Annotated in this window: 20 protein-coding genes and 1 pseudogene; 14 read left to right on the top strand and 7 right to left on the bottom strand. The window is 70.2% G+C overall.

Annotation, left to right across the window (positions count from 1 at the left end):
- Nucleotides 1-49 precede the first annotated feature (49 nt).
- Both KVT44_RS36930 and KVT44_RS36925 read left to right on the top strand, forming a co-directional pair.
- Nucleotides 50-1,894 carry a LamG-like jellyroll fold domain-containing protein gene (locus tag KVT44_RS36930; RefSeq protein ID WP_217571815.1) on the top strand — a complete coding sequence of 615 codons (1,845 nt, stop codon included), beginning with the start codon at nt 50-52 and terminating at the stop codon, nt 1,892-1,894.
- Between the two features lie 59 nt (nt 1,895-1,953).
- A complete protein-coding gene (locus KVT44_RS36925; RefSeq protein WP_217571813.1) occupies nt 1,954-3,624 on the top strand; it encodes a histidinol-phosphatase in 1,671 nt (556 codons plus the stop codon).
- Nucleotides 3,625-3,650: 26 nt separating this feature from the next.
- On the opposite strand, the gene KVT44_RS36920 is transcribed toward KVT44_RS36925, so the two are convergent.
- The 4 genes from KVT44_RS36920 to KVT44_RS36905 are packed head-to-tail and all read right to left on the bottom strand — an operon-like array spanning nt 3,651 to nt 7,429.
- Entirely contained in the window at nt 3,651-4,106 is a 456-nt protein-coding gene (locus tag KVT44_RS36920; protein WP_217571811.1) for a MaoC family dehydratase, read from the bottom strand.
- A 14-nt stretch (nt 4,107-4,120) separates the two neighbouring features.
- On the bottom strand, nt 4,121-5,629 hold the full coding sequence (menE, locus tag KVT44_RS36915) for an o-succinylbenzoate--CoA ligase (RefSeq protein WP_190168222.1): 1,509 nt from the start codon (nt 5,627-5,629) through the stop codon (nt 4,121-4,123).
- Nucleotides 5,630-5,639: 10 nt separating this feature from the next.
- Nucleotides 5,640-6,512 carry an amidohydrolase family protein gene (locus tag KVT44_RS36910; protein ID WP_099919613.1) on the bottom strand — a complete coding sequence of 291 codons (873 nt, stop codon included), beginning with the start codon at nt 6,510-6,512 and terminating at the stop codon, nt 5,640-5,642.
- Nucleotides 6,512-7,429, bottom strand: a complete 918-nt coding sequence (locus tag KVT44_RS36905; protein WP_308314207.1) for an SDR family oxidoreductase — start codon at nt 7,427-7,429, stop codon at nt 6,512-6,514. The genes KVT44_RS36910 and KVT44_RS36905 overlap by 1 nt, the downstream gene beginning before the upstream one ends.
- A gap of 165 nt (nt 7,430-7,594) precedes the next feature.
- On the opposite strand from KVT44_RS36905, the gene KVT44_RS36900 reads away from it, so the two are divergent.
- From KVT44_RS36900 to KVT44_RS36880, 4 genes are all read left to right on the top strand, one after another.
- Nucleotides 7,595-8,146, top strand: a complete 552-nt coding sequence (locus KVT44_RS36900) for a MarR family winged helix-turn-helix transcriptional regulator (RefSeq protein WP_254650402.1) — start codon at nt 7,595-7,597, stop codon at nt 8,144-8,146.
- Nucleotides 8,143-8,910, top strand: coding sequence for an IclR family transcriptional regulator (locus tag KVT44_RS36895; RefSeq protein WP_217571809.1), 768 nt, complete (start codon nt 8,143-8,145; stop codon nt 8,908-8,910). The genes KVT44_RS36900 and KVT44_RS36895 overlap by 4 nt, the downstream gene beginning before the upstream one ends.
- A 345-nt stretch (nt 8,911-9,255) precedes the next feature.
- Nucleotides 9,256-10,527, top strand: coding sequence for an Ig-like domain-containing protein (locus KVT44_RS36885; RefSeq protein WP_217571853.1), 1,272 nt, complete (start codon nt 9,256-9,258; stop codon nt 10,525-10,527).
- A gap of 177 nt (nt 10,528-10,704) precedes the next feature.
- Entirely contained in the window at nt 10,705-12,090 is a 1,386-nt protein-coding gene (locus KVT44_RS36880) for a glycoside hydrolase family 16 protein (protein WP_217571808.1), read from the top strand.
- Between the two features lie 99 nt (nt 12,091-12,189).
- On the opposite strand, the gene KVT44_RS36875 is transcribed toward KVT44_RS36880, so the two are convergent.
- Entirely contained in the window at nt 12,190-13,101 is a 912-nt protein-coding gene (locus KVT44_RS36875) for an AraC family transcriptional regulator (RefSeq protein WP_099919616.1), read from the bottom strand.
- 146 nt (nt 13,102-13,247) lie between these two features.
- Between KVT44_RS36875 and tkt the strand changes: the two genes are divergently transcribed.
- The 8 genes and pseudogenes from tkt to KVT44_RS36835 all read left to right on the top strand — a co-directional run bounded on the left by tkt (nt 13,248) and on the right by KVT44_RS36835 (nt 22,830).
- The gene (tkt, locus tag KVT44_RS36870) at nt 13,248-15,341 is read left to right on the top strand and encodes a transketolase (protein WP_217571806.1); all 2,094 of its coding nucleotides are present in this window, start codon (nt 13,248-13,250) and stop codon (nt 15,339-15,341) included.
- Between the two features lie 19 nt (nt 15,342-15,360).
- Complete coding sequence (gene tal, locus KVT44_RS36865) at nt 15,361-16,506, top strand: transaldolase (protein WP_217571804.1); 1,146 nt, start codon at nt 15,361-15,363, stop codon at nt 16,504-16,506.
- Nucleotides 16,503-18,188 (top strand): glucose-6-phosphate dehydrogenase, encoded by a 1,686-nt coding sequence (zwf, locus tag KVT44_RS36860; protein ID WP_254650401.1) that lies wholly within the window; start codon nt 16,503-16,505, stop codon nt 18,186-18,188. Before tal ends, zwf begins: the two co-directional genes overlap by 4 nt.
- Nucleotides 18,185-19,123, top strand: coding sequence for a glucose-6-phosphate dehydrogenase assembly protein OpcA (opcA, locus tag KVT44_RS36855; protein WP_217571802.1), 939 nt, complete (start codon nt 18,185-18,187; stop codon nt 19,121-19,123). The genes zwf and opcA overlap by 4 nt, the downstream gene beginning before the upstream one ends.
- Nucleotides 19,116-20,765 carry a glucose-6-phosphate isomerase gene (pgi, locus tag KVT44_RS36850; protein ID WP_217571800.1) on the top strand — a complete coding sequence of 550 codons (1,650 nt, stop codon included), beginning with the start codon at nt 19,116-19,118 and terminating at the stop codon, nt 20,763-20,765. The genes opcA and pgi overlap by 8 nt, the downstream gene beginning before the upstream one ends.
- Nucleotides 20,766-20,770: 5 nt before the next feature.
- The gene (gene gnd, locus KVT44_RS36845; RefSeq protein ID WP_248003255.1) at nt 20,771-21,649 is read left to right on the top strand and encodes a phosphogluconate dehydrogenase (NAD(+)-dependent, decarboxylating); all 879 of its coding nucleotides are present in this window, start codon (nt 20,771-20,773) and stop codon (nt 21,647-21,649) included.
- Nucleotides 21,650-21,654: 5 nt separating this feature from the next.
- Nucleotides 21,655-22,260 (top strand): histidine phosphatase family protein, encoded by a 606-nt coding sequence (locus tag KVT44_RS36840; RefSeq protein ID WP_054234524.1) that lies wholly within the window; start codon nt 21,655-21,657, stop codon nt 22,258-22,260.
- Between the two features lie 82 nt (nt 22,261-22,342).
- Nucleotides 22,343-22,830 (top strand): annotated as a pseudogene (locus tag KVT44_RS36835) (tellurite resistance TerB family protein).
- A 53-nt stretch (nt 22,831-22,883) separates the two neighbouring features.
- Here the strand turns inward: KVT44_RS36835 and KVT44_RS36830 are convergent.
- Nucleotides 22,884-23,846: a hypothetical protein gene (locus KVT44_RS36830; protein WP_217571798.1), complete on the bottom strand. Its 963-nt coding sequence runs from the start codon at nt 23,844-23,846 to the stop codon at nt 22,884-22,886.
- 263 nt (nt 23,847-24,109) lie between these two features.
- Complete coding sequence (locus KVT44_RS36825) at nt 24,110-25,912, bottom strand: bifunctional sugar phosphate isomerase/epimerase/4-hydroxyphenylpyruvate dioxygenase family protein (protein ID WP_217571796.1); 1,803 nt, start codon at nt 25,910-25,912, stop codon at nt 24,110-24,112.
- Nucleotides 25,913-26,053 lie beyond the last annotated feature (141 nt).

The raw sequence follows: 26,053 nt of genomic DNA, 5'->3' as shown, positions 1-26,053 counted from the left end.
ACCTGACTCGAACTCCTCACTGACCTTTTCGCACCTTCATGGAGCAGACGTGTGTACTTCGCATGACCAGGCGCCGGAGGCCGAGCAGGCCGGCGCCGGCAGACGCAACTTCCTGCGGGCCACGGCCCTGATCGGCGCGGCGGCCACCACCTCGGTCGCCCTGCCCGCGGTGACGGCACAGGCGGCGACGCGTGAGGCGAACTGGCGGCCCGACGCCGACAGCCGCCGCTTCACGCTCGCCGTCATGCCCGACACGCAGTACCTCTTCGACGGGCCGAGCATCAACCCCGCGCCGATCGAGGCCTCGCTGCGCTATCTCCTGGAGCACGGCAAGGACGAGAACATCGTCTTCCTCTCGCACCTGGGCGACCTCACCGAGAACGGGGCGCAGCCCGAATTCGCCGCCGCGGGCAAGGCGTTCGAACTGCTCGACCGGCGCGGCGTCGGCTACAGCGTGCTCGCGGGCAACCACGACATCAGGTCGTCCACGAACGACCAGCGGGGCGCGACCCCCTACCTGGACGTCTTCGGTCCGCAGCGCTTCCGGGGCAAGCGCACCTTCGGCGGCGCCTCGCCGGACGGCTACAACACCTTCCACCTGTTCCGGGCGGCGGGCATGGAGTGGCTCGTCCTCGCCCTGGACTGGCGGCTGTCGGCGCAGGGCTACGCGTGGGCGAAGGACGTCATCGCCCAGCACCCCAAGACGCCGGTCATCCTCACCACGCACGAGCTGGTCGTGGACGACGACACCCTGTCCTCGTACGGGCAGCAGCTCTGGGACCAGCTGATCCACGACCACGACCAGATCTTCCTGACCCTGAACGGGCACTACTGGCCCGCCGCCCGCGCCACCCGCACCAACGCGGCCGGGCACGACGTCCACCTCCACCTGACGAACTATCAGAACCGTTACTACGGCGGGGCGGCGATGATCCGCCTCTACCGCTTCGACCTCGACCGCAACACCATCGACGTCGAGACCATCTCGCCCTGGATCCTGGGCCGGGCGGCCGAGGGGCTCAACGAGCTGGAGCGGCAGGAGATCGAACTCAGCGGTGACGCCGACCGGTTCTCGGTCGCCGTCGACTTCGAGGACCGCTTCGCGGGCTTCGCGCCGGTGCCCGCCCGCTCGGCGCGCCCGGTGTCCGAGATGCTGGTACGGGGCACACTCGCGTACTGGCGCTTCGACGGGCACGCGGACGGTACGGCGGCCGAGGGCACGGTGCGCGACCAGTCCGGGCACGGCAACGACCTGACCGTGGTCAAGGTCGGCGACAGCGCCCTCACCTGGTCCTCCGCCCACCACCCCGACCAGCCGGGTCATGGCAGCCTCTTCTTCCAGGGCGGCAAGCCCCCGCTGAAGGGCGCGTATCTGCGTACGGTCGACGGGGCACCCCTCAACTCGGTCACCTTCAAGCGCGGTTACACCATCGAGGCCTTCTACCAGCTCCCCGCCGACTGGGACGCCTCGCACAACGCCTGGGCCTCGCTGATCAGCCGTACCGGCACGGGCGGTGGCGCGGGCAAGACCGCCGACGACCCGGACGAGCCGCTCGCCACGCTCTCCCTCTCCGACGGGCCCGGCCCGCAGTGGGCCGTCCGGCCGCTCAACCAGCAGGGCATCGTCACCAACTGGGGCGACGAGACGGCCCGCGAGCAGTGGTGGCACGTCGCCGTCGTCAACGACGGCTCGCACACCACGATGTACGTCCAGGGCTGCCCGGTCGCCCGCAACCCGCACACCGTCGCCGTCGGCCTCACCTCGCTCGGGCTGCCCTGGCTGCTCGGCGGCTACGAGTACGCGGGCAAGATCGACCAGATCCTGCACGGACGGCTCGGCGACGTACGGATCGCCGAACGGGCTCTGTCCGTCGCGCAGTTCATGAACCACTGAGCCGTCTCGGCCACCGGTGACCCCGAAGACCTTCTGACTCCCCGAGGGAGAAGCTCCGCATGTCCGAGCAGCAACTGCCCGCCTGGGCCGATCCATCCGTCTCCCCCGCCGCGCTGGACCCGCAGGGCGTGTCACGGCGCGGGCTGCTGCGCAGCGCCGGCCTGTTCGGGGCGGCCTTCGCGGTGGGCTCGCTCGCCACCCCCGCGGCGGCCGACTCCCGGCGCCTCGGCGGCGACGACCCGCGCCTCGCCTATCTCGTCGGCGACCACCACATCCACTCGGTGTACAGCCACGACGCGAAGTACACGTTCTCCCAACTCGCCCAGGCGAGCGCCAAGTACGGCCTGGACTGGATGGTCTTCAACGAGCACTCCAACTTCGGGCACGCCAACTACGGCGCCCAGTTGGAGCACCAGGAGATCCTGAAGGCGCGCGCCGAGAACCCGCGTCAGCTGATCTTCCAGGGGCTGGAGTGGTACATCCCGGGCGCCGAGCACGCCACGGTCTTCGCGGCGCCCGGACGGCACGAGGTGGATCTCCTCACGCAGTTCGAACTCGCCTACGACGGCAAGCTGCTGGGCTACACGGCGGGCTCGCCGACCAGCCCCGACACGGCCCGCAACGAGGCCCACGCGGTCAAGGCCATCAAGTGGCTCGCGGAGCAGCGCCGCACCGGTTACGTCGACGACGTGCTCGTCCTGGCCAACCACCCCACGCGCCTGGGCATCGACTCCCCGCATGAGATACGGGGCTGGCGGGACGCGGCGCCCGAGATCATGATCGGCATGGAGGGCGCGCCCGGCGCCCAGGGCGGCGGCATTCCCGGCTGGGTCGGCTCGGGCCAGCAGCGCGGCGAGTACACCAACAAGCCGTCCGAGAACTCCTTCGCCGGCTACCCGGAGAACGCGTACGTCCTGTACGGCGGCTTCGACTGGATGACGGCGACCGTCGGCGGCATGTGGGACGCGATGCTCGCCGAGGGCAGGCTGTTCACCATCACCACCAACTCCGATGTGCACCGCGTCGTCTTCGACACCTGGAAGAACGGCGACTGGGCACCCGGGCAGAACTTCGACAACACCGGGCACATCCCCGACCCGGTCAACACCGACTCCCAACAGCCGGGCGGCGACTTCTGGCCCGGCCAGTTCAGCCGCACCCACGTGGGCGTGACCCGTTACGGCTACCGCGCCGTGATGGCGGGCCTGCGCGCGGGCCGCGTCTGGCTCGACCACGGGCACCTGCTGGACGGTCTCGACGTCCGGGTGAAGCGGGACTGCGACCACGGTCCGGGCGTGACCATGGGCGGCCGGATCCGCGTCCGCAAGGGCGAGAAGCTCACCCTGTCGGTCACCGTGACGACCGCCTCGCGCGCCAACCCCCATGGAATCCTCCCGGAGTTGGCGCACGTCGACGTGATCCGCGGCGCGGTGCGCGGCCCTGCCGCCGACCGCGACGACTGGCGCGCGCCCGACACCAAGGTCGTCCGCACGGTGGACGTGAGCGGCCGCAAGGGCACGTACACCCTGCGCATCCCGCTGGTCGCCGGCGACGAGTCCTTCTACGTCCGGCTGCGCGGCAGTGACGGCAACCGCAACGGTACGGGCTACCTGGGCGCCTCGATCGACCCGTACGGCCCGATTCCGCACGTGCCCGGAAACGGTGACCCGTGGGTCGACACGTGGTTCTACGCGAACCCCGTGTTCGTGGACGTGGTGGGCGGCCAGTAGGGAGGACACCCGTCCGAGGTGGACCGTCAGGCGTAGAAGCGCGACAGGCTCTGGAGGACGGCGGCGGGCTTCCCGCCGCCGTCGATCTCTATCGTCCCGTCGACGGCGATCTGCACCCCGCCCGGCACGTCCTCGACCGAGGCGAGCCTCGCGACCAGCCGGATGCGCGAGCCGACCTTCACCGGGGAGGGGAAACGCACCTTGTTCAGACCGTAGTTGACCTTCGTCGACACACCCTCGACCTCCAGCAGCCCGGTGAAGAGCGGGATGAACAGGGAGAGGGTCAGATAGCCGTGCGCGATGGGCGCGCCGAAGGGGCCCTCGGCCGCCCGCTGCGGGTCGACGTGGATCCACTGGTGGTCGCCGGTGGCGTCGGCGAAGGTGTTGATCCGCTCCTGGGTGACCTCGATCCACTCGCTGGTGCCGAGGTCGTTGCCGGCGAGCTTCTTCAGTTCGTCGAGACCGTTCACGGTGATGCTCATGTGCACTTCCTTGCCTACGAGTCGGTGGTGCCGTACCGCGTACGGACACGGGCCTTGAGGAGCTTTCCGGAGGCGGTGCGCGGGAGTTCGTCCACGACGACCACCGACTTCGGGATCTTGTACTTGGCGAGGCGTCCGGCGAGCGAGGCGAGCACTTCGTCCGGGTCGAGCTCGACGCCCTCGCGGGGGACGACGACCGCGCGCGGCACCTCGCCCCACTTGTCGTCGGCGACTCCGATGACGGCGCACTCGACGATGCCGGGGTGGCCGAGGAGCAGGTCCTCGATCTCGGCGGGGTAGATGTTCTCGCCGCCCGAGATGATCATGTCCTTGATGCGGTCGACGATGAAGACGTAGCCGTCCTCGTCGACCCGGGCGGCGTCCCCGCTGCGGAACCAGCCGTCGGCGAACACCGCGGCCGTCTCGTCGGGCAGCCCCCAGTAGCCGGGCATGACGTGCGGCCCGCGGACGACCACCTCGCCCGTCTCCCCGATGTCGACCGGCGTGAAGTCGGGCCGTACGACCCGGACATCGCTGAAGAAGTGCGGCACGCCCGCCGAGCCCGCCTTGCCGACCGCGTGTTCCGCGTCCAGGAAGAGGGTGCCGGGCGAGGCCTCGGTCATGCCGTAGCCCTGCAGGAAGGTGAGCCCGCGCTCCTGGTAGGCGGCGATGAGCGGGGTCGGTACGGGTGAGCCGCCGCAGGTGAGGATGCGTAGCGAGGACAGGTCGGCGTCGGCCCACCGGGGATGCCGGGCCACTTGGTCGAACATGGTCGGCACCCCGAACATGAAGGTGATCCGGTGCCGTTCGATCAGGTCGAGGGTGGCCGCCGGGTCGAAGGACTCGACCAGGACACAGGTGCCGCCCTTGAGCAGCACCGGCAGGGTCAGCATGTTCAGCCCGGCCGTGTGGAACAACGGGGCCGAGACCAGGGCGCGTTCGTCGGCGATCAGGTCGTGGTCGACGAGGACGTTGACCGCGTTCCAGGTCAGATTGCCGTGGGTGAGCATCGCGCCCTTGGGGCGGCCCGTCGTGCCCGAGGTGTACATGATGATGCACATGTCCTCGGCGGTGACGGGCTGGTCGATCGGTTCCTCGGCGGCCTGGCCGATCAACTCCTCGTACCAGGAGCCGACTTCGACGAACGTCCGGACGTGCGCGTTGCCCGGCAGCCCCGCGACGAGTCCGGCCAGCGAGGGCGCGTACACGAGGGCCTTGGCGCCCGAGTCGCTGAGCTGGTAGGCGATCTCGGGTCCGGCGAGGCGGGGGTTGAGCGGCACGAAGACCGCGCCGAGCGTGCCCGCCGCGAAGAGGGTTTCGAGGTAGGAGGGGTGGTTGGGGCCGAGATAGGCGATGCGGTCGCCGCGGCGCAGGCCGAGCGCGCGCAGCGCGTGGGCGAGGCGGGTGGTGCGGGCGTACAGCTCGGCATAGCTGACGGTGGTGTCGCCGTGGATCAGGGCGGTACGGTGCGGGGTCTTGCGGGCCCGGCGTGCGGGCCACGACCCCAGTCCCTCATTGCGCATCTGTGGCCCCTTACGGTGTCAGCCCGAGCAGCCGGGCGGCGTTCTCCTTGAGGATCTTCGGCTTGACCTCGTCCTTGATCGTCAGCTTGTCGAAGTCGGCGAGCCAGCGGTCGGGGGTGAGGACGGGGTAGTCGGAGCCGAAGAGCACCTTGTCCTTGAGCAGTGTGTTGGCGTACTGCACGAGCTGCGGCGGGAAGTACTTGGGCGACCAGCCGGACAGGTCGATGTGCACACCCGGCTTGTGGGTGGCGACGGCCAGCGCCTCGTCCTGCCAGGGGAAGGAGGGGTGCGCCAGGATGATCTTGAGGTGCGGGAAGTCGGCGGCCACGTCGTCCACGTGCAGGGGGTTGGAGTACTTCAGCCGGATGCCGCCGCCTCCCGGAACCCCGGCCCCGATCCCCGTCTGCCCGGTGTGGAAGAGGGCGATGGTGCCGGTCTCCTCGATCACCTCGTACAGCTCGTACGCCACCGACCTGTCGTTGGGGAAGAAGCCCTGGATGCTGGGGTGGAACTTGAAGCCCTTCACTCCGTACTCCTCGACGAGCCGGCGGGCCTGCTTGACGCCCGCCCTGCCGCGGAAGGGGTCGATGGAGGCGAAGGGGATCAGCACGTCCGGGTTCGCGGCGGCGGCCTCGGCGACCTCCTCGTTCGGGACGGGCGCGGTGCCGGTGGCGGACTCGGCGTCCACCGTGAAGATCACGGCGGCCATCCTCCGCTCGCGGTAGTAGGCGGCCGTCTCCTCCAGGGTGGGCTTCCGCTTGCCCTCGACCTTGAAGTAGGCGCTGGAGGCTTCGTGCAGATCGTCGTCGAGCGAGGCGTGGCCCTTCGAGGACACCTCCGCGTGGGTGTGGACGTCGATCGCGACGAGTTCGTTCAGGTCCATCACGCCTCCGGAAGCTTCGGCGCGGGGATCCCGACGGTCTGCGGCTCGGCGCCGACCGACGTGGCCCAGGCGTCGGCCAGGGTGTCGGGGGTCCAGCCGCCGTCCGCGTACGCCGCCCTGACCTCCTGCGGATGCGACCAGAGTGCCACCTTGTCACCGCCGATGCCGATGGCCTGGCCGGTGACACCGCGGGCGGCGTCGGAGGCGAGGAACGGGACGAGGGCGGCGCAGTCCTCGGGGGTGCCGAAGCCCTCGCCCTTGCGGAGGAAGTCGGGCAGCGGCTCGCCGTTCCTCATGGCCTCGACGTACGGGGCGAACGCGGGGATGGTCTCGGTCATCGCGGTGGCGGCGACCGGCACGATCGCGTTGACGGTGATGCCCGCGCGGCCCAGCTCCATCGACCAGGTACGGGCCATGGCGACGATGCCCGCCTTCGCGGCGGCGTAGTTCGTCTGGCCGAAGTTCCCGCGCTGACCGGCCGGCGAGCCAACCAGGATCAGCGAGCCGCCCTCGCCCTGCTCGCGCATGCGCACGGCGGCGGCGCGGGCGCAGGTGAAGGTGCCCTTCAGATGCGTGGTGATCACCGCGTCGAAGTCCTCGTCGGTCATCTTCCACAGCACCTTGTCGCGCAGGATTCCCGCGTTGGTGACCAGGATGTCGAGCCGTCCGAACTCCTGCACCGCACGGGCGACGAGCCGGTCGGCCGCCTCGGTGGTGCCGACCGGGACCACCTCGGCCACGGCCTTTCCGCCCGCGGCGGTGATGGACTTCACGGCCTGCTCGGCCACGGCCTCGTCGACGTCGTTGACGACCACGCGGGCGCCGACGGCCGCCAGGGCGTGTGCGTAGGCCAGGCCCAGGCCACGGCCGCTGCCGGTGACGACGGCCACCTTGCCGGTGAGATCGATGCTGGGCACGAGGGGGTCCCTTCGACGCTGAGGGTCCAGAGCACGGCGTGCGATGCCGAGCTGCGGCTAGGAGATCGAAGCTAAGGACAATAATTGTTGACGTCAATAGTTGTTGCCGACTCATCCGTGCGGCATGCTGTGCGGAGTACGGCGTGATGCTGTACGCAGTACGGCATGCCGTACCCGGCACGAACCGCCCCGCCCGGGGCCCGGCCCAGGGAGCCCGTCATCACAGGCCAGCAGCACGCCACCAGCCCGGCCACCGGCCCCGTCCCCATCGACGCCCAGGAGCCGTGGATGCGCGGACTGCACGCCGACACCGGCTATCTGCTGTACCGGCTGGGCCTTCGCTCGGGGCAGCTGTTCAACACCTTCCTCCAGGAGTCGGGACTGCGGCTGCGCCACTACGCGCTGCTGCGCTTCCTGGTCACCTCCGAGGGCGCGCTCCAGCGGGAGCTGAGCTCGCGGCTCGGCTACGACCCGAGCGCGATCGTCGGACTCGTCGACGACCTGGAGAAGCTCGGTTTCGCCGAGCGCCGCCCGTCGCCGGACGACCGCCGCAGCCGGATCGTCGTGCTCACGGACGACGGCCGGGCGTTCCTGCGCGACACGGACGAGGCGGGCCTGCGCGTCACGAACGACCTGCTCCAGCCGCTCGCCCCCGCCGAGCGGGACACCCTGCACACGCTCCTGCAACGGGTCGCGGAAGCCGAACTGGACTCATGACCGCACTGTCCGCGCCCGACCGTCTGCTCGCCGTGCTCGCCGCCTTCGACCACCGGCACCCGGCACTCTCCCTGACGGGAATCAGCCGCCGGGCCGGGCTGACCCTCACCACCGCGCACCGGCTGGTCGGCGCCCTCACCGACTGGGGCGCGCTGGAGCGGGACGCGGACGGCGTCTACCACGTGGGCCTGCGCCTCTGGGAGATCGCGGCCCTCGCACCCCGCGGCCTCGCCCTCCGCCAGATCGCGCTGCCGTACCTGGAGGACCTGTACGAGGCCACGCACGAGAACGTGCAGATGGCGGTCCGCGACGGCGCCGAGGTCGTCTACATCGAGTGGATCTCCGGACGCTCCGCGGTCGGTGTACGCATCCAGGTGGGCGCCCGCTGGCCACTGCACGCGACGGGCGTGGGCCTCGCACTGCTGGCCCACGGTGACCCGGCGTTCCAAGAGGCCTACTGCTCAGGGCCGTTGGCCGCGTTCACGCCGCACACCCTCACCGACGGGGCCCGCCTGCGCCGCGCGCTCGCCGAGGTCCGCCGCACCGGAGTGGCGGTGAGCAGCCGTCAGGTCACCGACGACGCCCTGTCGGTCGCCGCTCCGGTGCGCGGCGCGGGCGGCGCGGTGGTCTCCGCGGTCTCCGTCGTGGTCCCCGAACACGACGCCCAGGTACCGGCGTTGATCCCGGCGGTACGGCTGGCGGCGCGGGGGATCTCCCGCGCCCTGGGGTGGCAGCCGCAGACACGGCCCGAGCCGGGCACCTGAGGCTCCCGGGGCGCTGCCCCGCGGCGAAGAGGCCGCCACGGCGGTCAGCCGCCCGACAACTTGCCCTACGTCTGCGCGGAGAGGCCGGACTTGTTGATCGCGTTCACGGCAGTGAGCACTCGCCCACCTCCGCACCGCCGTAGCCGGGCGCGCCGAGCGCGAGGAGCCCGTTGAAGTTGAAGGCCGGCTCGGCCTCGCGCATTGCCGTACGTCGTTCCTTCAGGCCGATTCTCAGGTCCTCTTCACGTAAATCTCAGGCGGCAGCCCCGGGTTTCAAAGAATCGCCCCAGGAAGGCGGCGCAGGATGCACCAGCAGTCGTGGTGGTCATCCAGGAAAGGCGTGCCGTGGGCTTCGCGAAGAATTCGAACCGGTCCGAGCGGCGGACGGCGAACCGGTCCGAGCGGCAGGCCTGGTCGCGGCGCGGGGTGCTGGCCGCCCTCGGCGCCGTACCGGCCGTAAGCATCCTCGCGGGCTGCAGCGGCTCGGCGGACGCCTCGGAGGGAACGGACGCCAAGGCGGGCTCGACGGCGGGAGCGAGCACGAAAGCCGAGGTCAAGACCCCGACCGTGACCGTCACCCCGGCCGACGGCACGAAGAAGGCCGGTTTCACGAGCCCGGTCGAGGTCACCGTCAGCCACGGCACCCTCGCGAGCGTCGAGGTCAGCGGAAACGACGGCTCCACCCTGGCCGGATCATTCAATGACGCCCGTACGAAATGGACGTCCACGAAAAACCCTTACTCGGGCACCAAATACACGGTCACGGCCACGCCGAAGGGCGCCGCCGCGCAGAGCGCGAGCTTCGTCACGAAGCAGCCCTCGGAAACGTTCGTGGGCTATTTCACGCCCGAGGCGAATTCGACCTCCGGTGTTGGCATGCCCGTATCGATCAACTTCACCGAGGTCGTGAAGGACCGGGCCGCCGTGGAAAAGGCGATCACGGTGACGGCGGAGCCCGCGGTCGAGGTGGTCGGCCACTGGTTCAGCGACACACGGCTCGACTTCCGGCCCGAGGAGTACTGGGCCGCGGGCACGAAGATCACGCTGAGCCTGCGTCTGAAGGACGTCGAGGGCACGACCGGCGTCTACGGCACCCAGTCCAAGGACGTCACCTTCCACATCGGCCGCCGTCAGATCAGCACGGTCGACCTGGCGAAGAAGACCATGACCGTCGAGCGCGACGGCTCCACCCTCGCCACCTACCCGGTGAGCGGCGGCGACGCCGACCACACCACCTGGTCCGGGATCATGGTGATCAGCGAGCGGTTCAAGCAGACCCGGATGGAGTCCTCGACCGTCGGGCTCGGCGACGAGTACGACATCTCGGACGTCCCGCACGCCCAGCGCCTGACCACCTCCGGCACCTTCATCCACGGCAACTACTGGGCCTCGACCTCGGTCTTCGGCTCCACCAACACCAGCCACGGATGTGTCGGCCTGCACGACGCCAAGGGCGCGAACGACAGCTCCGTGCCGGGCTACAAGTTCTACGCCGGTTCGATGCTCGGGGATGTCGTCGTCGTCAAGAACTCGGGCGAGAAGACCGTCGAGGCCTCCAACGGCCTCAACGGCTGGAACCTGTCCTGGTCGGACTGGAAGGCGGGCAGCGCCCTCTAGGCGCCGCCGGGCCCCGCACATCCACTCTTCACTGCCTGAACTCCCGCACAGGGAAAGGAGTTTCTCGGCTTTACCTCTTGACGCTCGGAGTGACAGAGAGCACATTGGCCGCGCACCTTGCTTGAGAGCGCTCTCAGCAGCACCCGCGCACCCCCACTCCGTACCGAAGAGGCATTCATGAGTGAACCCTCCGGCACACCTGTCAGACGCGGCCCCCTGCGGCGCGTCATTCTGGCCGCGGTCGGCACACTGACCCTGGCCGTGGCCGCGGTCCTCCCCGCGAACGCGTCCGCGCCCACTCCCCCGGCCGGCTGGTCCCAGGTCTTCGTCGACGACTTCAACGGGGCGGCCGGCTCCGGCGTCAACACCTCCAACTGGCAGTACGACACCGGCACCAGTTACCCGGGCGGCGCCGCCAACTGGGGCACCGGCGAGGTCGAGACGATGACCTCCAGCACCAACAACGTGGCGCTCGACGGCAACGGCAACCTGCTGATCACCCCGCGCCGGGACGCGTCCGGCAACTGGACCTCGGGCCGTATCGAGACCACCCGAACCGACTTCCAGCCACCCGCGGGCGGCAAACTCCGCGTCGAGGCGCGCCTGCAGATGCCGAACGTGACCGGCGCCGCCGCCAAGGGCTACTGGCCGGCCTTCTGGACGCTCGGCGCGCCCTACCGCGGCAACTACCAGAACTGGCCGAGCGTCGGCGAGCTGGACATCATGGAGAACGTCCAGGGCCTCAACACCGAGTGGGCCACCATGCACTGCGGCACCAACCCGGGCGGCCCGTGCAACGAGACCAGCGGCATCGGCGGCAACACCCCGTGCGCCGGCACCACGTGTCAGGCCGGCTTCCACACGTACGCCATGGAGTGGGACCGCTCGACGAGCCCCGAGGAGATCCGCTTCTACCTCGACGGCGTCAACTTCCACACGGTCAAGGCGAACCAGGTCGACGCGACCACCTGGGCGAACGCCACCAACCACGGCTACTTCGTCATCCTGAACGTGGCGATGGGCGGCGGCTTCCCCGACGCGTTCGGCGGCGGTCCGGACAGCGGCACCGAACCCGGCCACCCGCTGGTCGTGGACTACGTGCAGGTGCTGCAGGCCAGTGGGAGCGGTACCACACCGCCTCCGACCGGCAACCGTGACGCCTACAGCGCCATCCAGGCCGAGTCGTACGACAGCCAGTCGGGCACCAGCACCGAGGCCACCACGGACACCGGCGGCGGCCAGGACATCGGCTCGCTGGCCAACGGAGACTGGGCGCTGTACAAGGGCGTCAATTTCGGCTCCACGGCGGCCACGCAGTTCATCGGGCGCGTAGCGAGCGGTGCGGCGAGCGGGGTCAGCGGTCTGGTCGAGGTGCGCCTCGACAGCCGTACGAGCACGCCCATCGGAAGTTTCGCGGTGGGCAACACCGGCGGCTGGCAGAGCTGGCGGACGGTCCCGGCCAACATCACCGGCGTCACCGGCACCCATGACGTCTATCTGACCTTCACCAGCGGCCAGCCGGCCGACTTCGTGAACGTCAACTGGTTCGACTTCGGCCACTGACGAGGAAGTTCCTCGGCGAGCGGTACGAGGAGTGAAGGGGCGGGCCCGCGGGCCCGCCCCTTTTCTTCGGCACGGACTCAGGTTTCCTACGGCACGGACTCAGCGCAGCTCCGCCCGGAACACCACCGGGCTCGTGCCCGTGTGCTGGTGGAAGAACTTGGAGAAGTTCGCCGAGTCGGGGAAGCCCACGGCGACGCCGATGCGGCCGATGGGCATCTCCGTGTGGGCCAGCAGCCGCTTGGCCTCCAGGACCACCCGCTTGTCGATGAATCCCTTCGGGGTCTCACCGGTGGCCGCGCGCACCGCGCGGACCAGAGTGCGGCGGGAGTAGCCGAGGGAGTCGGCGTACGCGCTGACGCTGTGGTTGGTGGCGAAGTCCTTCTCGACCGCTTCCCGGAAGCGCGTGAAGGTGGTGTCGGTCTGCTCGCGGGCCGCTTCGGCGGAGCTGGCCGCGAGATGGGCGAGGCGCAGCAGGAACGCGGTGAGCGAGTGCCGCAGCACCGAGGTGTGCAGGCTGAGCGGCAGCGTGGTGGTGTCGACGTACTCGCGTTCCAGCTGGGTGAGCGAGTGCTCCAGGGCGGCCAGTTGGGCGGCGCCGGGGCGCAGCAGCGGGGGCTGGTCGTAGCGGTAGAGACCGGTCGCCTCGACGGTCGCGCGCGGCAGGAAACCGGGCTGCATGATCAGGACGGTGCCGCGGTAGCGGTCGGTGCGGGAGAAGCGGTGCACCTGACCGGGGCGGATCCACAGGATGTCGCCCGGGGACGCCTCGTACTCGGCGAAGTCGATCATGTGTCTGACCGGGCCCTCGTGAAAGAGCATCACGACGTGGAAGTCGATGCGGTGCACGCGTTCCAGCGGGGCGTCCACGTGCCAGACGCGCCCGGTCCCCATCGCGCCGACCTGCATACCGACGCCGGACAGACTCAGATCGACCGGGAAGGGGAAGGTCCTGATCCCGTCCCGGGTCCCGCCTTCGCCCCCTGCACCGCCTTGGGTGGTTCTGTCTGCCATGTCCCTCTCGCGTCGACTCGCTCCAGCACTCCGTGTCCCATTTTCACCGAAGGCTGACACACGGGCACCTTCCCCGGCAAAAGTCAGACTTTTAGGTTTGAAGGCGTTCCACCAGCGATTCCCGATCCAGTGAGGACTTCTTGAAGATGAGTACGCAGAGCCCCGGCGGCTTCGAATGGACCGAGCTGGACCGCCGGGCGGTCGACACCGCCCGCATCCTGGCCGCTGACGCCGTTCAGAAGGTCGGAAACGGCCACCCGGGCACGGCGATGAGCCTGGCCCCGGCCGCGTACACGATCTTTCAGAAGGTGATGCGACACGACCCCGCCGACCCGGAGTGGACCGGCCGCGACCGGTTCGTCCTGTCCCCCGGTCACACCTCGCTGACCCTTTACACGCAGCTCTTCCTCTCCGGCTACGAACTGGGGCTGGACGACCTGAAGGCGTTCCGCACGCACGGTTCGAAGACGCCGGGCCACCCCGAGTACGGGCACACCGCGGGCGTGGAGACCACCACCGGTCCGCTCGGGCAGGGTGTCGCGAACGCGGTGGGCATGGCGATGGCCGCCCGCTACGAGCGCGGTCTGTTCGACCCCGAGACGCCGGAGGGCGAGTCGCCCTTCGACCACACCATCTGGGGCATCGTCTCGGACGGCGACCTGGAGGAGGGCATCTCCGCCGAGGCCTCCTCCCTCGCGGGCCACCAGAAGCTGGGCAACCTGGTCTTCGTCTACGACGACAACCACATCTCCATCGAGGGCGACACCGCCACCGCCTTCTCCGAGGACGTGCTGAAGCGCTACGAGGCCTACGGCTGGCACGTGCAGCGCATCGAGCCCTCGGCCGACGGCGACATCGACGTCCGCGCGCTGTACACGGCACTGGAGGCGGCGCAGGCCGAGACCGGACGGCCCTCCATCATCGCGATGCGCACGATCATCGCCTGGCCCGCGCCCAACGCCCGGAACACCGAGGCCTCGCACGGCTCCGCGCTGGGCGCGGACGAGGTCGCCGCCACCAAGCGTCTCCTGGGCTTCGACCCGGAGAAGTCCTTCGAGGTCGCCGACGAGGTCCTCGCCCACGCCCGTGAGGCCCTGGACCGGGGTGCCGAGGCACACGCCGCCTGGGACAAGCGGATCGCCGAGTGGCGCACCGCGCAGCCCGAGCGGGCCAGGCTGTTCGACCGGATCGTCGCCGGCCAGCTTCCCGAGGGCTGGCAGGACAAGCTCCCCGCGTTCGAGGCGGGCACGTCCGTCGCCACCCGCGCCGCCTCCGGCAAGGTCCTGCAGGCGCTCGGCTCGGTGATCCCCGAACTGTGGGGCGGCTCCGCCGACCTGGCCGGCTCGAACAACACCACCATCGACAAGACGTCCTCCTTCCTGCCGAAGGGCAACCCGCTGCCGGAGGCCGACCCGTACGGCCGTACCGTCCACTTCGGCATCCGCGAGCACTCCATGGCCGCGGAGATGAACGGCATCGCGCTGCACGGCAACACCCGCATCTACGGCGGCACCTTCCTGGTCTTCTCCGACTACATGCGCAACGCCGTACGCCTGTCCGCCCTCATGCAGCTCCCCGTCACCTACGTGTGGACGCACGACTCCATCGGCCTGGGCGAGGACGGCCCCACCCACCAGCCGGTCGAACACCTGGCCTCGCTGCGCGCCATCCCGGGCCTGAACATCGTCCGCCCGGCCGACGCCAACGAGACCGCGATCGCCTGGGCCGAGATCCTCAAGCGGCACGCCACCCACCCCGCCCCGCACGGCCTGGCCCTGACCCGCCAGGGCGTACCCACCTACGAGGCCAACTCCGAGGCCGCCAAGGGTGGTTACGTGCTGCGTGACTCCTCCACCGAGACGCCCGACCTGGTCCTGATCGCCACCGGCTCCGAGGTGCACCTCGCCGTCGAGGCGCGTGAGCTGCTGGAGGCCGAGGGGATCGGCACCCGGGTCGTGTCGATGCCGTCCGTGGAGTGGTTCGAGGAGCAGTCCCCCGAGTACCGGGCGAGCGTCCTACCGCCGTCCGTGAAGGCCCGCGTGGCGGTCGAGGCGGGCATCGGCCTGACCTGGTACCGGTACGTGGGTGACGCAGGACGCATCATTTCGCTCGAACACTTCGGCGCTTCCGCCGACGCCAACACCCTGTTCGCCGAGTTCGGTTTCACCGCCGAGAACGTCGCCGCCGCCGCGCGGGCTGTGCTTAATTCAACGACTGGCCTCGCCGCCGCCCGCGGTTGATCCGATCGCACGAAGGAAGATGATCACTGTGACCGAAGCAACCGCGACCGCGGTAACCCTGAAGCGCCTCTCCGACGAAGGCGTCTCCATCTGGCTGGACGACCTCTCCCGCAAGCGCATCGCCTCCGGCAACCTCGCCGAACTCGTCGAGACCAGGCACGTGGTGGGCGTCACCACCAACCCCTCCATCTTCCAGGCCGCCATCGGCTCCGGTGAGGGGTACGAGGAGCAGCTCGGCGACCTGGCCGAGCGCGGCGTGACGGTCGACGAGGCCGTCCGGATGATGACGACGGCCGACGTCCGCGCCGCCGCCGACATCCTGCGCCCGGTCCACGACGCGACCGCCGGCCGGGACGGCCGGGTCTCCATCGAGGTCGACCCGCGCCTCGCCCACAACACCGGGGCGACCGTCGCCGAGGCCAAGCAGCTCTCCTGGCTCGTCGACCGCCCGAACGTGATGATCAAGATCCCGGCGACGAAGGCCGGCCTCCCGGCGATCACCGAGGTCATCGGCCTCGGCATCAGCGTCAACGTCACGCTGATCTTCTCCCTGGAGCGCTACCGCGAGGTGATGGACGCCTACCTGGCGGGCCTGGAGAAGGCCAAGGCGGCGGGCATCGACCTCGCCACCATCCACTCCGTCGCCTCCTTCTTCGTCTCCCGCGTCGACAGCGAGATCGACAAGCGGCTGACGAAGGTCGGGTCGGACGAGGCCCTCGCCCTCAAGGGCAGGGCGGCGCTCGCCAACGCGCGGCTCGCCTACGAGGCGTACGAAGAGGTCTTCGCCTCCGCCCGCTGGACCGCGCTCGCCCCGGCCGGCGCCAACAAGCAGCGCCCGCTGTGGGCCTCGACGGGCGTCAAGGACCCCTCGTACAAGGACACGCTGTACGTCGACGAGCTGGTCGCGCCGGGCACGGTCAACACCATGCCGGAGGCGACGCTCAACGCCACGGCCGACCACGGTGACATCCACGGCGACGCGGTGACCGGCGGCTACGCCCAGGCGCGCGCCGACCTGGCCGCCGTGGAAGGGCTCGGGATCTCCTACGACGAGGTGGTCCACCAGCTGGAGGACGAGGGCGTCTCGAAGTTCGAGGCGGCCTGGGAGGATCTGCTCGACGCGGTCGCGACCTCGCTGAGCAGCAAGGGAGTTGAGGGGGAATGACGAAGCGTGAAGCGCTTCCCGACGGTACCCCGCAGGATGCGGCCACCACGCCGGAGGGATCTGGTGACACGACCGTGGAACCGGTCGGTGTGAAGGCGGAGGGTGTGAAGCCGGTCGATGCGAAGGCGGAGGCCAAGAGCAACGGCCCCGTTCCGGTGGCGGAATGGGAGAACCCGCTCCGTGACCCCCGCGACCGTCGCCTCCCCCGTATCGCGGGCCCCTCGGGCCTCGTCATCTTCGGTGTCACCGGCGACCTGTCCCGCAAGAAGCTGATGCCGGCCGTCTACGACCTCGCCAACCGCGGTCTGCTGCCGCCGGGCTTCTCGCTCGTCGGGTTCGCCCGCCGCGACTGGGAGGACGAGGACTTCGCGCAGATCGTGCACGACTCGGTGAAGGAACACGCGCGCACCCCCTTCCGGGAGGAGGTCTGGCAGCAACTCGCCGAGGGCATGCGGTTCATCCCGGGCACCTTCGACGACGACACGGCGTTCAAGCAGCTGCGCTCCGCCATCGAGGAGCTGGACGCGGCCCGGGGCACCAGCGGCAACTACGCGTTCTACCTCTCCGTGCCCCCGAAGTTCTTCCCGAAGGTCGTCCAGCAGCTCAAGAAGCACGGGCTCGCGAGCCCGCCGGAGGGTTCCTGGCGGCGCGCGGTCATCGAGAAGCCGTTCGGCCACGACCTCGAGAGCGCGCGCGAGCTGAACGCGCTCGTGCACGACGTGTTCGACCCGGAGCAGGTCTTCCGCATCGACCACTACCTCGGCAAGGAGACCGTCCAGAACATCCTGGCGCTCCGCTTCGCCAACCAGATGTACGAGCCGATCTGGAACCGGTCGTACGTCGACCACGTGCAGATCACCATGGCCGAGGACATCGGCATCGGCGGCCGGGCCGGCTACTACGACGGCATCGGTTCGGCCCGTGACGTGATCCAGAACCACCTGCTCCAGCTGATGGCGCTGACCGCCATGGAGGAGCCGATCGCCTTCGACGCCGAGTCGCTGCTGACCGAGAAGCTCAAGGTCCTCAAGTCGGTGAAGCTGCCGGAGAACCTGGGCGAGCACACCGTGCGCGGCCAGTACGCGGCGGCCTGGCAGGGCGGCGAGAAGGTGCGCGGCTATCTGCAGGAGGAGGGCATCGACCCCAAGTCGACGACCGACACCTACGCGGCCGTCAAGCTGGAGGTCGACAACCGCCGCTGGGCGGGCGTCCCCTTCTATCTGCGCACCGGCAAGCGCCTCGGCCGGCGGGTGACGGAGATCGCGGTCGTCTTCCAGCGCGCCCCGCACTCACCGTTCGACTCGACCGCCACCGAGGAGCTCGGCCAGAACGCGATCGTCATCCGCGTCCAGCCCGACGAGGGCATGACGGTGCGCTTCGGATCGAAGGTCCCGGGTACGTCGATGGAGATCCGGGACGTCACGATGGACTTCGCCTACGGCGAGTCGTTCACCGAGTCCAGCCCGGAGGCGTACGAACGGCTGATTCTGGATGTCCTGCTCGGCGACGCCAATCTCTTCCCCCGTCACCAGGAGGTGGAAGAGTCCTGGAAGGTCCTCGACCCGATCGAGGAGCACTGGGAGACCCATGGCAAGCCCGCGCAGTACCCCTCGGGCAGCTGGGGTCCGAAGGAAGCCGACGAGATGCTCGCACGAGACGGACGGAGCTGGCGCAGGCCATGAAGATCGACCTGACCGACACCACGGCAAGCAAGATCAACAAGGCGCTCGTGCAGGGGCGCCGCGCCATCGGCACCCCCGCCGTGGGCATGGTCCTGACGATGGTCATCGTCACCGACGAGGAGAACGCGTACGACTCGATCAAGGCCGCCGAGGAGGCCTCGCGCGAGCACCCCTCGCGCACCCTGGTCGTCATCAAGCGGCACGCCCGCACCCCGCGCGACCGCACCAACTCGCGCCTCGACGCCGAGGTCCGGGTGGGCGCCGACTCCGGTGCCGGTGAGACCGTCGTGCTGCGGACCTACGGCGAGGTGTCCGACCACGCCGACTCCGTGGTCCTGCCGCTGCTGCTGCCGGACGCGCCCGTCGTCGTCTGGTGGCCGGTGGACGCCCCCGAGGTACCGGCCAAGGACCCGCTGGGCGCCCTCGCGCAGCGCAGGATCACCGACATGTACGCCGTCGAGTCGCCGCTCACGGCCCTGGCGGCCCGCGTCAACTCGTACGCGCCGGGCGACACCGACCTGGCGTGGACCCGGCTGACGCCCTGGCGCTCGATGCTGGCCGCCGCGCTCGACCAGGCCCGTACGAAGGTGATCTCGGCCGCCGTCGAGAGCGAGGCCGACAACCCGAGCGCCGAGCTGCTCGCCCGCTGGCTGGGCGCCCGGCTCGACGTGCCGGTCGAGCGGGTCGTCACTGCCGGTCCGGTGGTGACCGCGGTGCGGCTCGGCACGAAGAACGGCGAGATCGTGATCGACCGGCCTGAGGGACCGCTGGCCACGCTGTCGCTGCCCGGGCAGCCCTCCCGCACCCTCGCGCTGAAGGTGCGCAGCACTTCCGAGCTGATCGCCGAGGAGCTGCGCCGCCTCGACGCGGACGAGATGTACGCCGTCGCCCTGCGGGGCGAGAACGGCACCAAGGAGACCCCCCGTCATGTCTGACTCCCCCAAGCTCACGCGGCGTCCGGAGTGGGTGGCCCTGGAGGACCACCGCGCGGACGGTCTGCTCCACCCGCGGCTGCGTGAGCTGTTCGCCGCCGATCCCGCCCGCGCCGAGCGCTATGTCGTGCGGGTCGGCGATCTGCGGATCGACTACTCCAAGCACCTGATCACGGACGAGACCCTCGCCCTCCTCCAGGAACTGGCCACCGCCACGGACGTGTTCGGACTGCGGGACGCGATGTTCCGCGGCGAGAGGATCAACGTCACCGAGGACAGGGCGGTGCTGCACACCGCCCTGCGGGCCCCGCGGAACGCGGTGATCGAGGTCGCCGGCGAGAACGTCGTGCCTGGCGTGCACGCCGTGCTCGACAAGATGGCCGACTTCGCCGAGCGGGTCCGCGCCGGCGAGTGGACCGGTCACACCGGCAAGCGCATCAAGAACGTCGTCAACATCGGCATCGGTGGCTCCGACCTCGGCCCGGCGATGGCGTACGAGGCGCTGCGGGCCTTCACCGACCGTTCGCTGACCGTGCGGTTCGTGTCGAACGTGGACGGCGCCGATCTGCACGAGGCCGTCCGCGACCTCGACCCGGCCGAGACGCTGTTCGTCATCGCCTCGAAGACGTTCACCACGATCGAGACGATCACCAACGCCACCTCGGCACGGACCTGGCTGCTCGCCGGGCTGGGCGGTGACGAGAAGGCGGTCGCCAAGCACTTTGTGGCGCTGTCGACGAACGCCGGGAAGGTGTCGGACTTCGGTATCGACACCGCCAACATGTTCGGGTTCTGGGACTGGGTCGGCGGACGCTACTCCTTCGACTCGGCGATCGGCCTGTCGTTGATGATCGCGATCGGCCCGGACCGGTTCCGGGAGCTGCTCGACGGGTTCAGGCTCGTCGACGAGCACTTCCGTACGGCTCCCGCCGAGGCCAACGCGCCTTTGCTGCTCGGCCTGTTGGGCGTCTGGTACGGCAACTTCTTCGACGCCCAGTCGCACGCCGTGCTGCCGTACTCGCACTACCTGTCCAAGTTCACCGCCTACCTGCAGCAGTTGGACATGGAGTCCAACGGCAAGTCGGTGGACCGCGACGGCGAGCCGGTGGAGTGGCAGACCGGTCCGGTGGTGTGGGGCACGCCCGGCACGAACGGACAGCACGCCTACTACCAGCTCATCCACCAGGGCACGAAGCTGATCCCGGCCGACTTCATCGGCTTCGCCAACCCGGTGGACGAGCTGGAGCCCGAACTCGCGGCCCAGCACGACCTGTTGATGGCGAACTTCTTCGCGCAGACCCAGGCCCTCGCCTTCGGCAAGACGCCCGACGAGGTGCGCGCCGAGGGCGTGCCCGAGGAACTGGTCCCGCACAAGACGTTCAAGGGCAACCACCCGACGACGACGATCCTCGCGAGCGAGCTGACGCCGTCGGTCCTCGGCCAGCTCATCGCCCTCTACGAGCACAAGGTGTTCGTCCAGGGCGCGATCTGGAACATCGACTCCTTCGACCAGTGGGGTGTCGAGCTCGGCAAGGTCCTCGCCAAGCGCGTCGAACCCGCGCTCACCGAAGGCGCCGACGTGCCCGGCCTCGACCCCTCCACCGCCGCCCTCGTGGCCGCGTACCGCACCCTCCGAAAGAAGTGACTGTCATGCAGCTCGGACTCATCGGCCTCGGCAAGATGGGCGGCAACATGCGCGAGCGGATCCGCCGCGCGGGCCACACGGTCGTCGGCTACGACCGCAACCCCGAGGTCTCCGACGTGAGCAGCCTCACCGAACTCGTGAGCGCGCTCGAAGGCCCGCGCGTGGTGTGGGTGATGGTCCCCGCCGGCGCCGCCACGCAGTCCACCATCGACCAGCTCGGCGAGCTCCTGGAGCCCGGGGACACCGTCGTCGACGGCGGCAACTCCCGCTGGACGGACGACGAGAAGCACGCGGAGGAGCTGGCCGCCAAGGGCATCGGGTTCGTCGACGCGGGCGTCTCCGGCGGCGTCTGGGGCCTCAAGAACGGCTACGCGCTGATGGTCGGCGGCGACGCCGAGCACATCGCCAAGGTGCAGCCGGTCTTCGACGCCCTCAAGCCCGAGGGCGACGCCGGCTTCGTGCACGCCGGCAAGGTCGGCGCGGGCCACTTCTCCAAGATGGTCCACAACGGCATCGAGTACGCCATGATGCAGGCCTACGCCGAGGGCTGGGAGCTCCTGGAGAAGGTCCACTCCGTCACCGACGTGCGCGAGGTCTTCCGCTCCTGGCAGGAAGGCACCGTCATCCGCTCCTGGCTGCTCGACCTCGCGGTCAACGCGCTGGACGACGACGAGCACCTGGAGAAGCTGCGCGGCTACGCGGACGACTCCGGCGAGGGCCGCTGGACGGTGGAAGCCGCCATCGACAACGCCGTCCCGCTGCCCGCCATCACCGCCTCCCTCTTCGCCCGGTTCGCCTCCCGCCAGGACGACTCCCCGCAGATGAAGATGATCGCGGCACTGCGCAACCAGTTCGGCGGCCACGCCGTCGAGTCGGCGAAGTAACGACCATGGGCGACCTCCTGCTGGTCCGCCACGGCGAGACCGAGTGGAGCGTGTCGGGCCAGCACACCAGCTGGACCGACCTGCCCCTCACCCAGCACGGCGAGGAACAGGCCAAGTCCCTCGCCCCGCTGCTCGCCGGCCGGACCTTCGCCCTGGCCCTGACCAGCCCGCTCGGCCGCGCGGTACGCACCGCGGAACTCGCGGGCGTGTACGGGGCCGTGGCCGATGCCGATCTGCACGAGTGGGACTACGGCGCGTACGAAGGCATCACGACCGTCGAGATACACCGCACCCGGCCCGACTGGTTCCTGTGGAACGACGGCGTGCCGCCCGGCCCCGACGGCCATCCCGGCGAGTCGCCGGCGGAGGTGGGAGAGCGCGCCGACCGCGTGCTGTCCCGCGTCGGGCCGGCGCTCGCCGACGGCGACGTGATCCTCGTGGCACACGCCCACTTCCTGCGCGTGCTGACGGCCCGTCGGCTGGGGCTGTCCCCCGCGGACGGGCGGCTGTTCCAGCTCGCGACGGGCACCGTCAGCCGGCTGTCCACCGAGCACGGGCATCCTGTGATCGCCGAGTGGAACGCCACCGGAACTTCTGCGGCGGTTCGCTAGTTTCTACATTGCTGTAGAAATTGACGGGGTCACGGTCCGCCCTCCGGGGCGGGCCGGACCTCTCCCAACGTATGGAGCTCTCATGGCCCTGTGGGACCTCATCAAGGAGTCCGCGTCGACGATGCAGACCCAGCCCGTGGCGAAGAAGAACGATCTGAAGAGCGGTGCCTTCCGCGACGCGAGCATGGCGATGTGCGCGCTCGTCGCCGCGGCTGGGGGCACCTCCCACGCCCTTTAGGCAGTGGGGGAGGGACGGTCGATCCCTCCGAGCGCCAGCGCGTCGCGCAACTCATCGCCACGAACGAGGTGTTGCAGAACTTCGACGCCGACGACCTGCGCCGCCGCTTCGACGACAACCTGAACAAGCTGACCGCCGACTTCGCCTTCGGCAAGGTCAGCGTCCTCCAGGAGATCGCCAAGGCGAAGAAGAAGCCGGCCGAGGCGCGCGCCGTCATCCAGATCGGCATCGTCATCGGCGGCGCCGACGGCGACTTCGACAAGACCGAGCAGGCCGTCGTGCGCGAGGCGTGCTTCACGCTCGAACTGCCGCCGCACGAGTTCGACCTGTAGTTCCCCACCGGCCCCGGCCGTGCCACCTCGACGGCCGGGACACGTGAGGTGGCTCAGGCGCCGCGCGTGGCGCGCCTGCGCCACTTCACGTACTCCGCCTCCGGGTCGCCGGTGCGGGACCAGGGCATCCGGCTGGCACGCACCCCCAGGGTCTTGAAGAGCGGGGCCGCGAGGTCCGGCAGGCCCGCGTGGCTGGCGGCGTGCGCCAGGTAGTTGAGGTCGCGCACCTCCTCCGGCGCGGGCTGGCCGTCCGGGCGCGCGGTGATCCAGCGCTGCCAGGTACGCCGTACGTCGTCGACGGCTCCCTCGTTGTTCCAGTGCCCGTCGAGGTCGACGGACACGTCCGGCCGCCCGTTCGCCCCCTCCTGGAGAAAGCGGTACTCCTCCACGCGGGCGAACTGCACCAGGACCGGCAGCGCGCAGCCCGGCGGGGCGACGGCCGCCGCGTCGCGGGCGAAGTCGTACATCAGGCCGTGGGTGCCGTGCCAGCGCGCCGAGTAGTAGCGCAGCACATGGAGGTGCCCCTCGATCGTGTAGGGGTCGCGGGCGTGCAACTCGTCCCACCAGCGGCCGAGTTCCTGACGGCGTACCCCGGCGGCGTAGAGCCGGGCGACGGAGATGAGGCAGATCCAGGGTGTGGGGTCCTCGGGGTAGGCCTCGGCGCCCTGCAGGCAGGCCATCACCGCCCGGTCGACGCGCCGCTGTTCGACGGGTACGCGCCCGCCCGCGGCGGTGGCGAGGGTGAAGGCCCTGGCCACCTCGGTCGCGGCCCGCAGTACCAGGGCGTCGGGGCTGCGCGGCTCCGCGGCGAGCCAGGACTCGACCGACGAGTTGCCCGCGCACGCGGGCGCGAGCAGCCGGATCCGGTGGGCGCGCACGGACCAGGCGGGGCCGGTCACCCGCAGCAGATCCCGCAGACCCTGCCAGCGCCCGTTGGCGATGTCCTTGCGTGCGGTGGTGAGGGGCGCGTCCCCGTAGTCGGGGTCGAAGTCGGGGGTGAAGCGGTCTCCCGGCATGGGCTCCCTCTCAGAACGTGAAGCACTGAAACCGGCCTCGGAGCCGGAGGCCGATTGCTCCACGTCCTGGGCAGCAGACTGGGGGCGATACCGTGCTGCCGCTGTCATCGGCCGACGGTCGCTCCGCAGAGGTGTTCCGCGGGTGGTGTGATGATAGCGGTGGTCATTGGTGTTTCAATGTCAACTGACGGGTAATTTGGCGCCGCCTGGGGCCCGGACGAGCGGCGTCGTGACGCGAGTGGCGCCGTGCCGCGGCTGAGGGGTCAGCGCCCCGGTCGGCGCGGCAGGTGCTGCGCGGCCAGCCGCACAGGGGCGTTCTGCGCCCCGTAGCCCCGGTAACCGCCGTCACGCTGGACGAGTTCGAAGAAGACACGGCCGACCGTCTCCGTGTAGCAGTGGCGGAACTCACCCTCAGCGTCACGGTCGTAGAGGATGCCGAGTTCGCGGTACGTCTCCGGCTCGCCGTCGGCGAACTCATACCGTGCGGCGAGGTCGTCGTAGTAGTTCGCGGGCATCGCCAGCAGTCGGCCGCCGGCCTCGCGGAAGCGGCGGGCCGCGGTGACCACGTCGTCCGTGGCGAGGGCGATGTGCTGGGCGCGGGCGCCCTCGTCGGTGGGGGCGGGCCCGACGCCGAGGGCGATCCGGACGCTGCCGTCGGCGTTGGTGACCGCGCGGCTGCGGTGCAGTCCGTACGGGTCGGCGACATCGACGCTGTCCTGTGCGCTCAGCCCGAGCACACTGCGGTGGAAGAGGGCCGCCTCGTCGAACTGGTGCCAGGGCTGGGTGAGGGCCAGGTGGTCGATGCGGGTCACGTGCTGCGGGAGTCGTTCGTGCGGGACCGGCACGAAGTCGCCCGTCCACCCCGCGAGTTCGGGGTGCCCGGAGCGATCCGTGACACAGAAGAAGAGTTCGGTGCCGTCGGGGGCGGCCACCGCGTCCAGCGGTGCGTCCTCGGGGGCGCGGCGGCGGGGCAGGACCGGGGCGAGGAGGGATTCGGCGCGCCGGGCCGCGGCGGCCGGGTCAGGGGACTCCAGGCCGACGGCGGCGAGGGAGGTGCCGTCGCGCCGGGCGGCCGGTCCGGTGTTCACGAGGACACGGGCCTCGCCCTGCTGCCAGAGGTCGACGGGCTTGCTGCGGTGCCTGGCCCTGCGGGTGAAGCCGAGGGCGCCGAGGAGCGCGGTGACGGGTTCGACGTCGGGGGTGACGAGCTCGGCGAAGGCGACACCGGTCGGCACCACGGGCGCGGGCGGGGCCGCGAGTCCCGTCGCCTCCTGGAGGACGAGGAGGGAGCGACGAGCGTCCACGGCGGTCGGCCCGGCCTCGGCCTGCCGGAAGACGTCGTTGAAGACCTCGAGGGAGAGCGGTCCCCGGTATCCGGCTCGCAGGACGTGTCCGAGGAACCCCGCGATGTCGAAGCCGCCCTGGCCCGGGAAGCAACGGTAGTGGCGGCTCCACTGCAGGACGTCCATCGCCATCAAGGGGGCGTCGGCCAGTTGCAGGAAGAAGATCTTCTCGCCGGGGATGTCCTCGATGCCCTTGGGGTCGCCGCCGCGGGCGAGGATGTGGAAGCTGTCCAGGCAGGTGCCGAGGGCGGGGTGGTCCGCGGCTTCGACGATGCTCCAGGCGTGGTCGTACGTACTCACGTGGCGGCCCCACGCGAGCGCCTCGTAGGCGACGCGCATACCGAAGTCCTGTGCGAGGTCCGCGAGCCGGCGCAGTTGGTCGGCCGCGAGCGCGTCGTCGTCCACGGCGAGCGGGGAGACGCTGGAACAGACCAGGACCGTGTCGGTGCCGAGGCGGCGCATGAGTTCGAACTTGTGTCGGGCGCGGCGCAGATTGCGGGCGAACTCCTCTTCGGGCACCGCTTCGATGTCCCGCATCGGCTGGTAGAGGTCGATGCTCAGACCGAGGTCCGCGGTGCGGGCCCGGATCTCCTCGGGTGTGAGGGGGCTCGCGAGCAGATCGTTCTCGAAGATCTCCACCCCGTCGAACCCCGCCCGCCCCGCAGCCGTGAGCTTCTCGGTCAGGGACCCACTGAGCGAGACAGTGGCAATGGACGTACGCACGTCGATACTCCTTAGCTATCGCTCCACGGACAGGCGCGGCCAGGCCCGGGCCCCGCAAGGGGCGTGGGGCTGTGCCATGTGCGGCTCCGCCACGTGGGCGCGCCCCGCACCCGCCCCGCAAGGGGCGCGGGGAACTGCGCG

The sequence above is a fragment of the Streptomyces sp. GbtcB7 genome, assembly GCF_019091445.1.
GTDB classification, from domain to species: domain Bacteria; phylum Actinomycetota; class Actinomycetes; order Streptomycetales; family Streptomycetaceae; genus Streptomyces; species Streptomyces mirabilis.
This window is presented reverse-complemented; position numbering and strand designations above follow the sequence as displayed.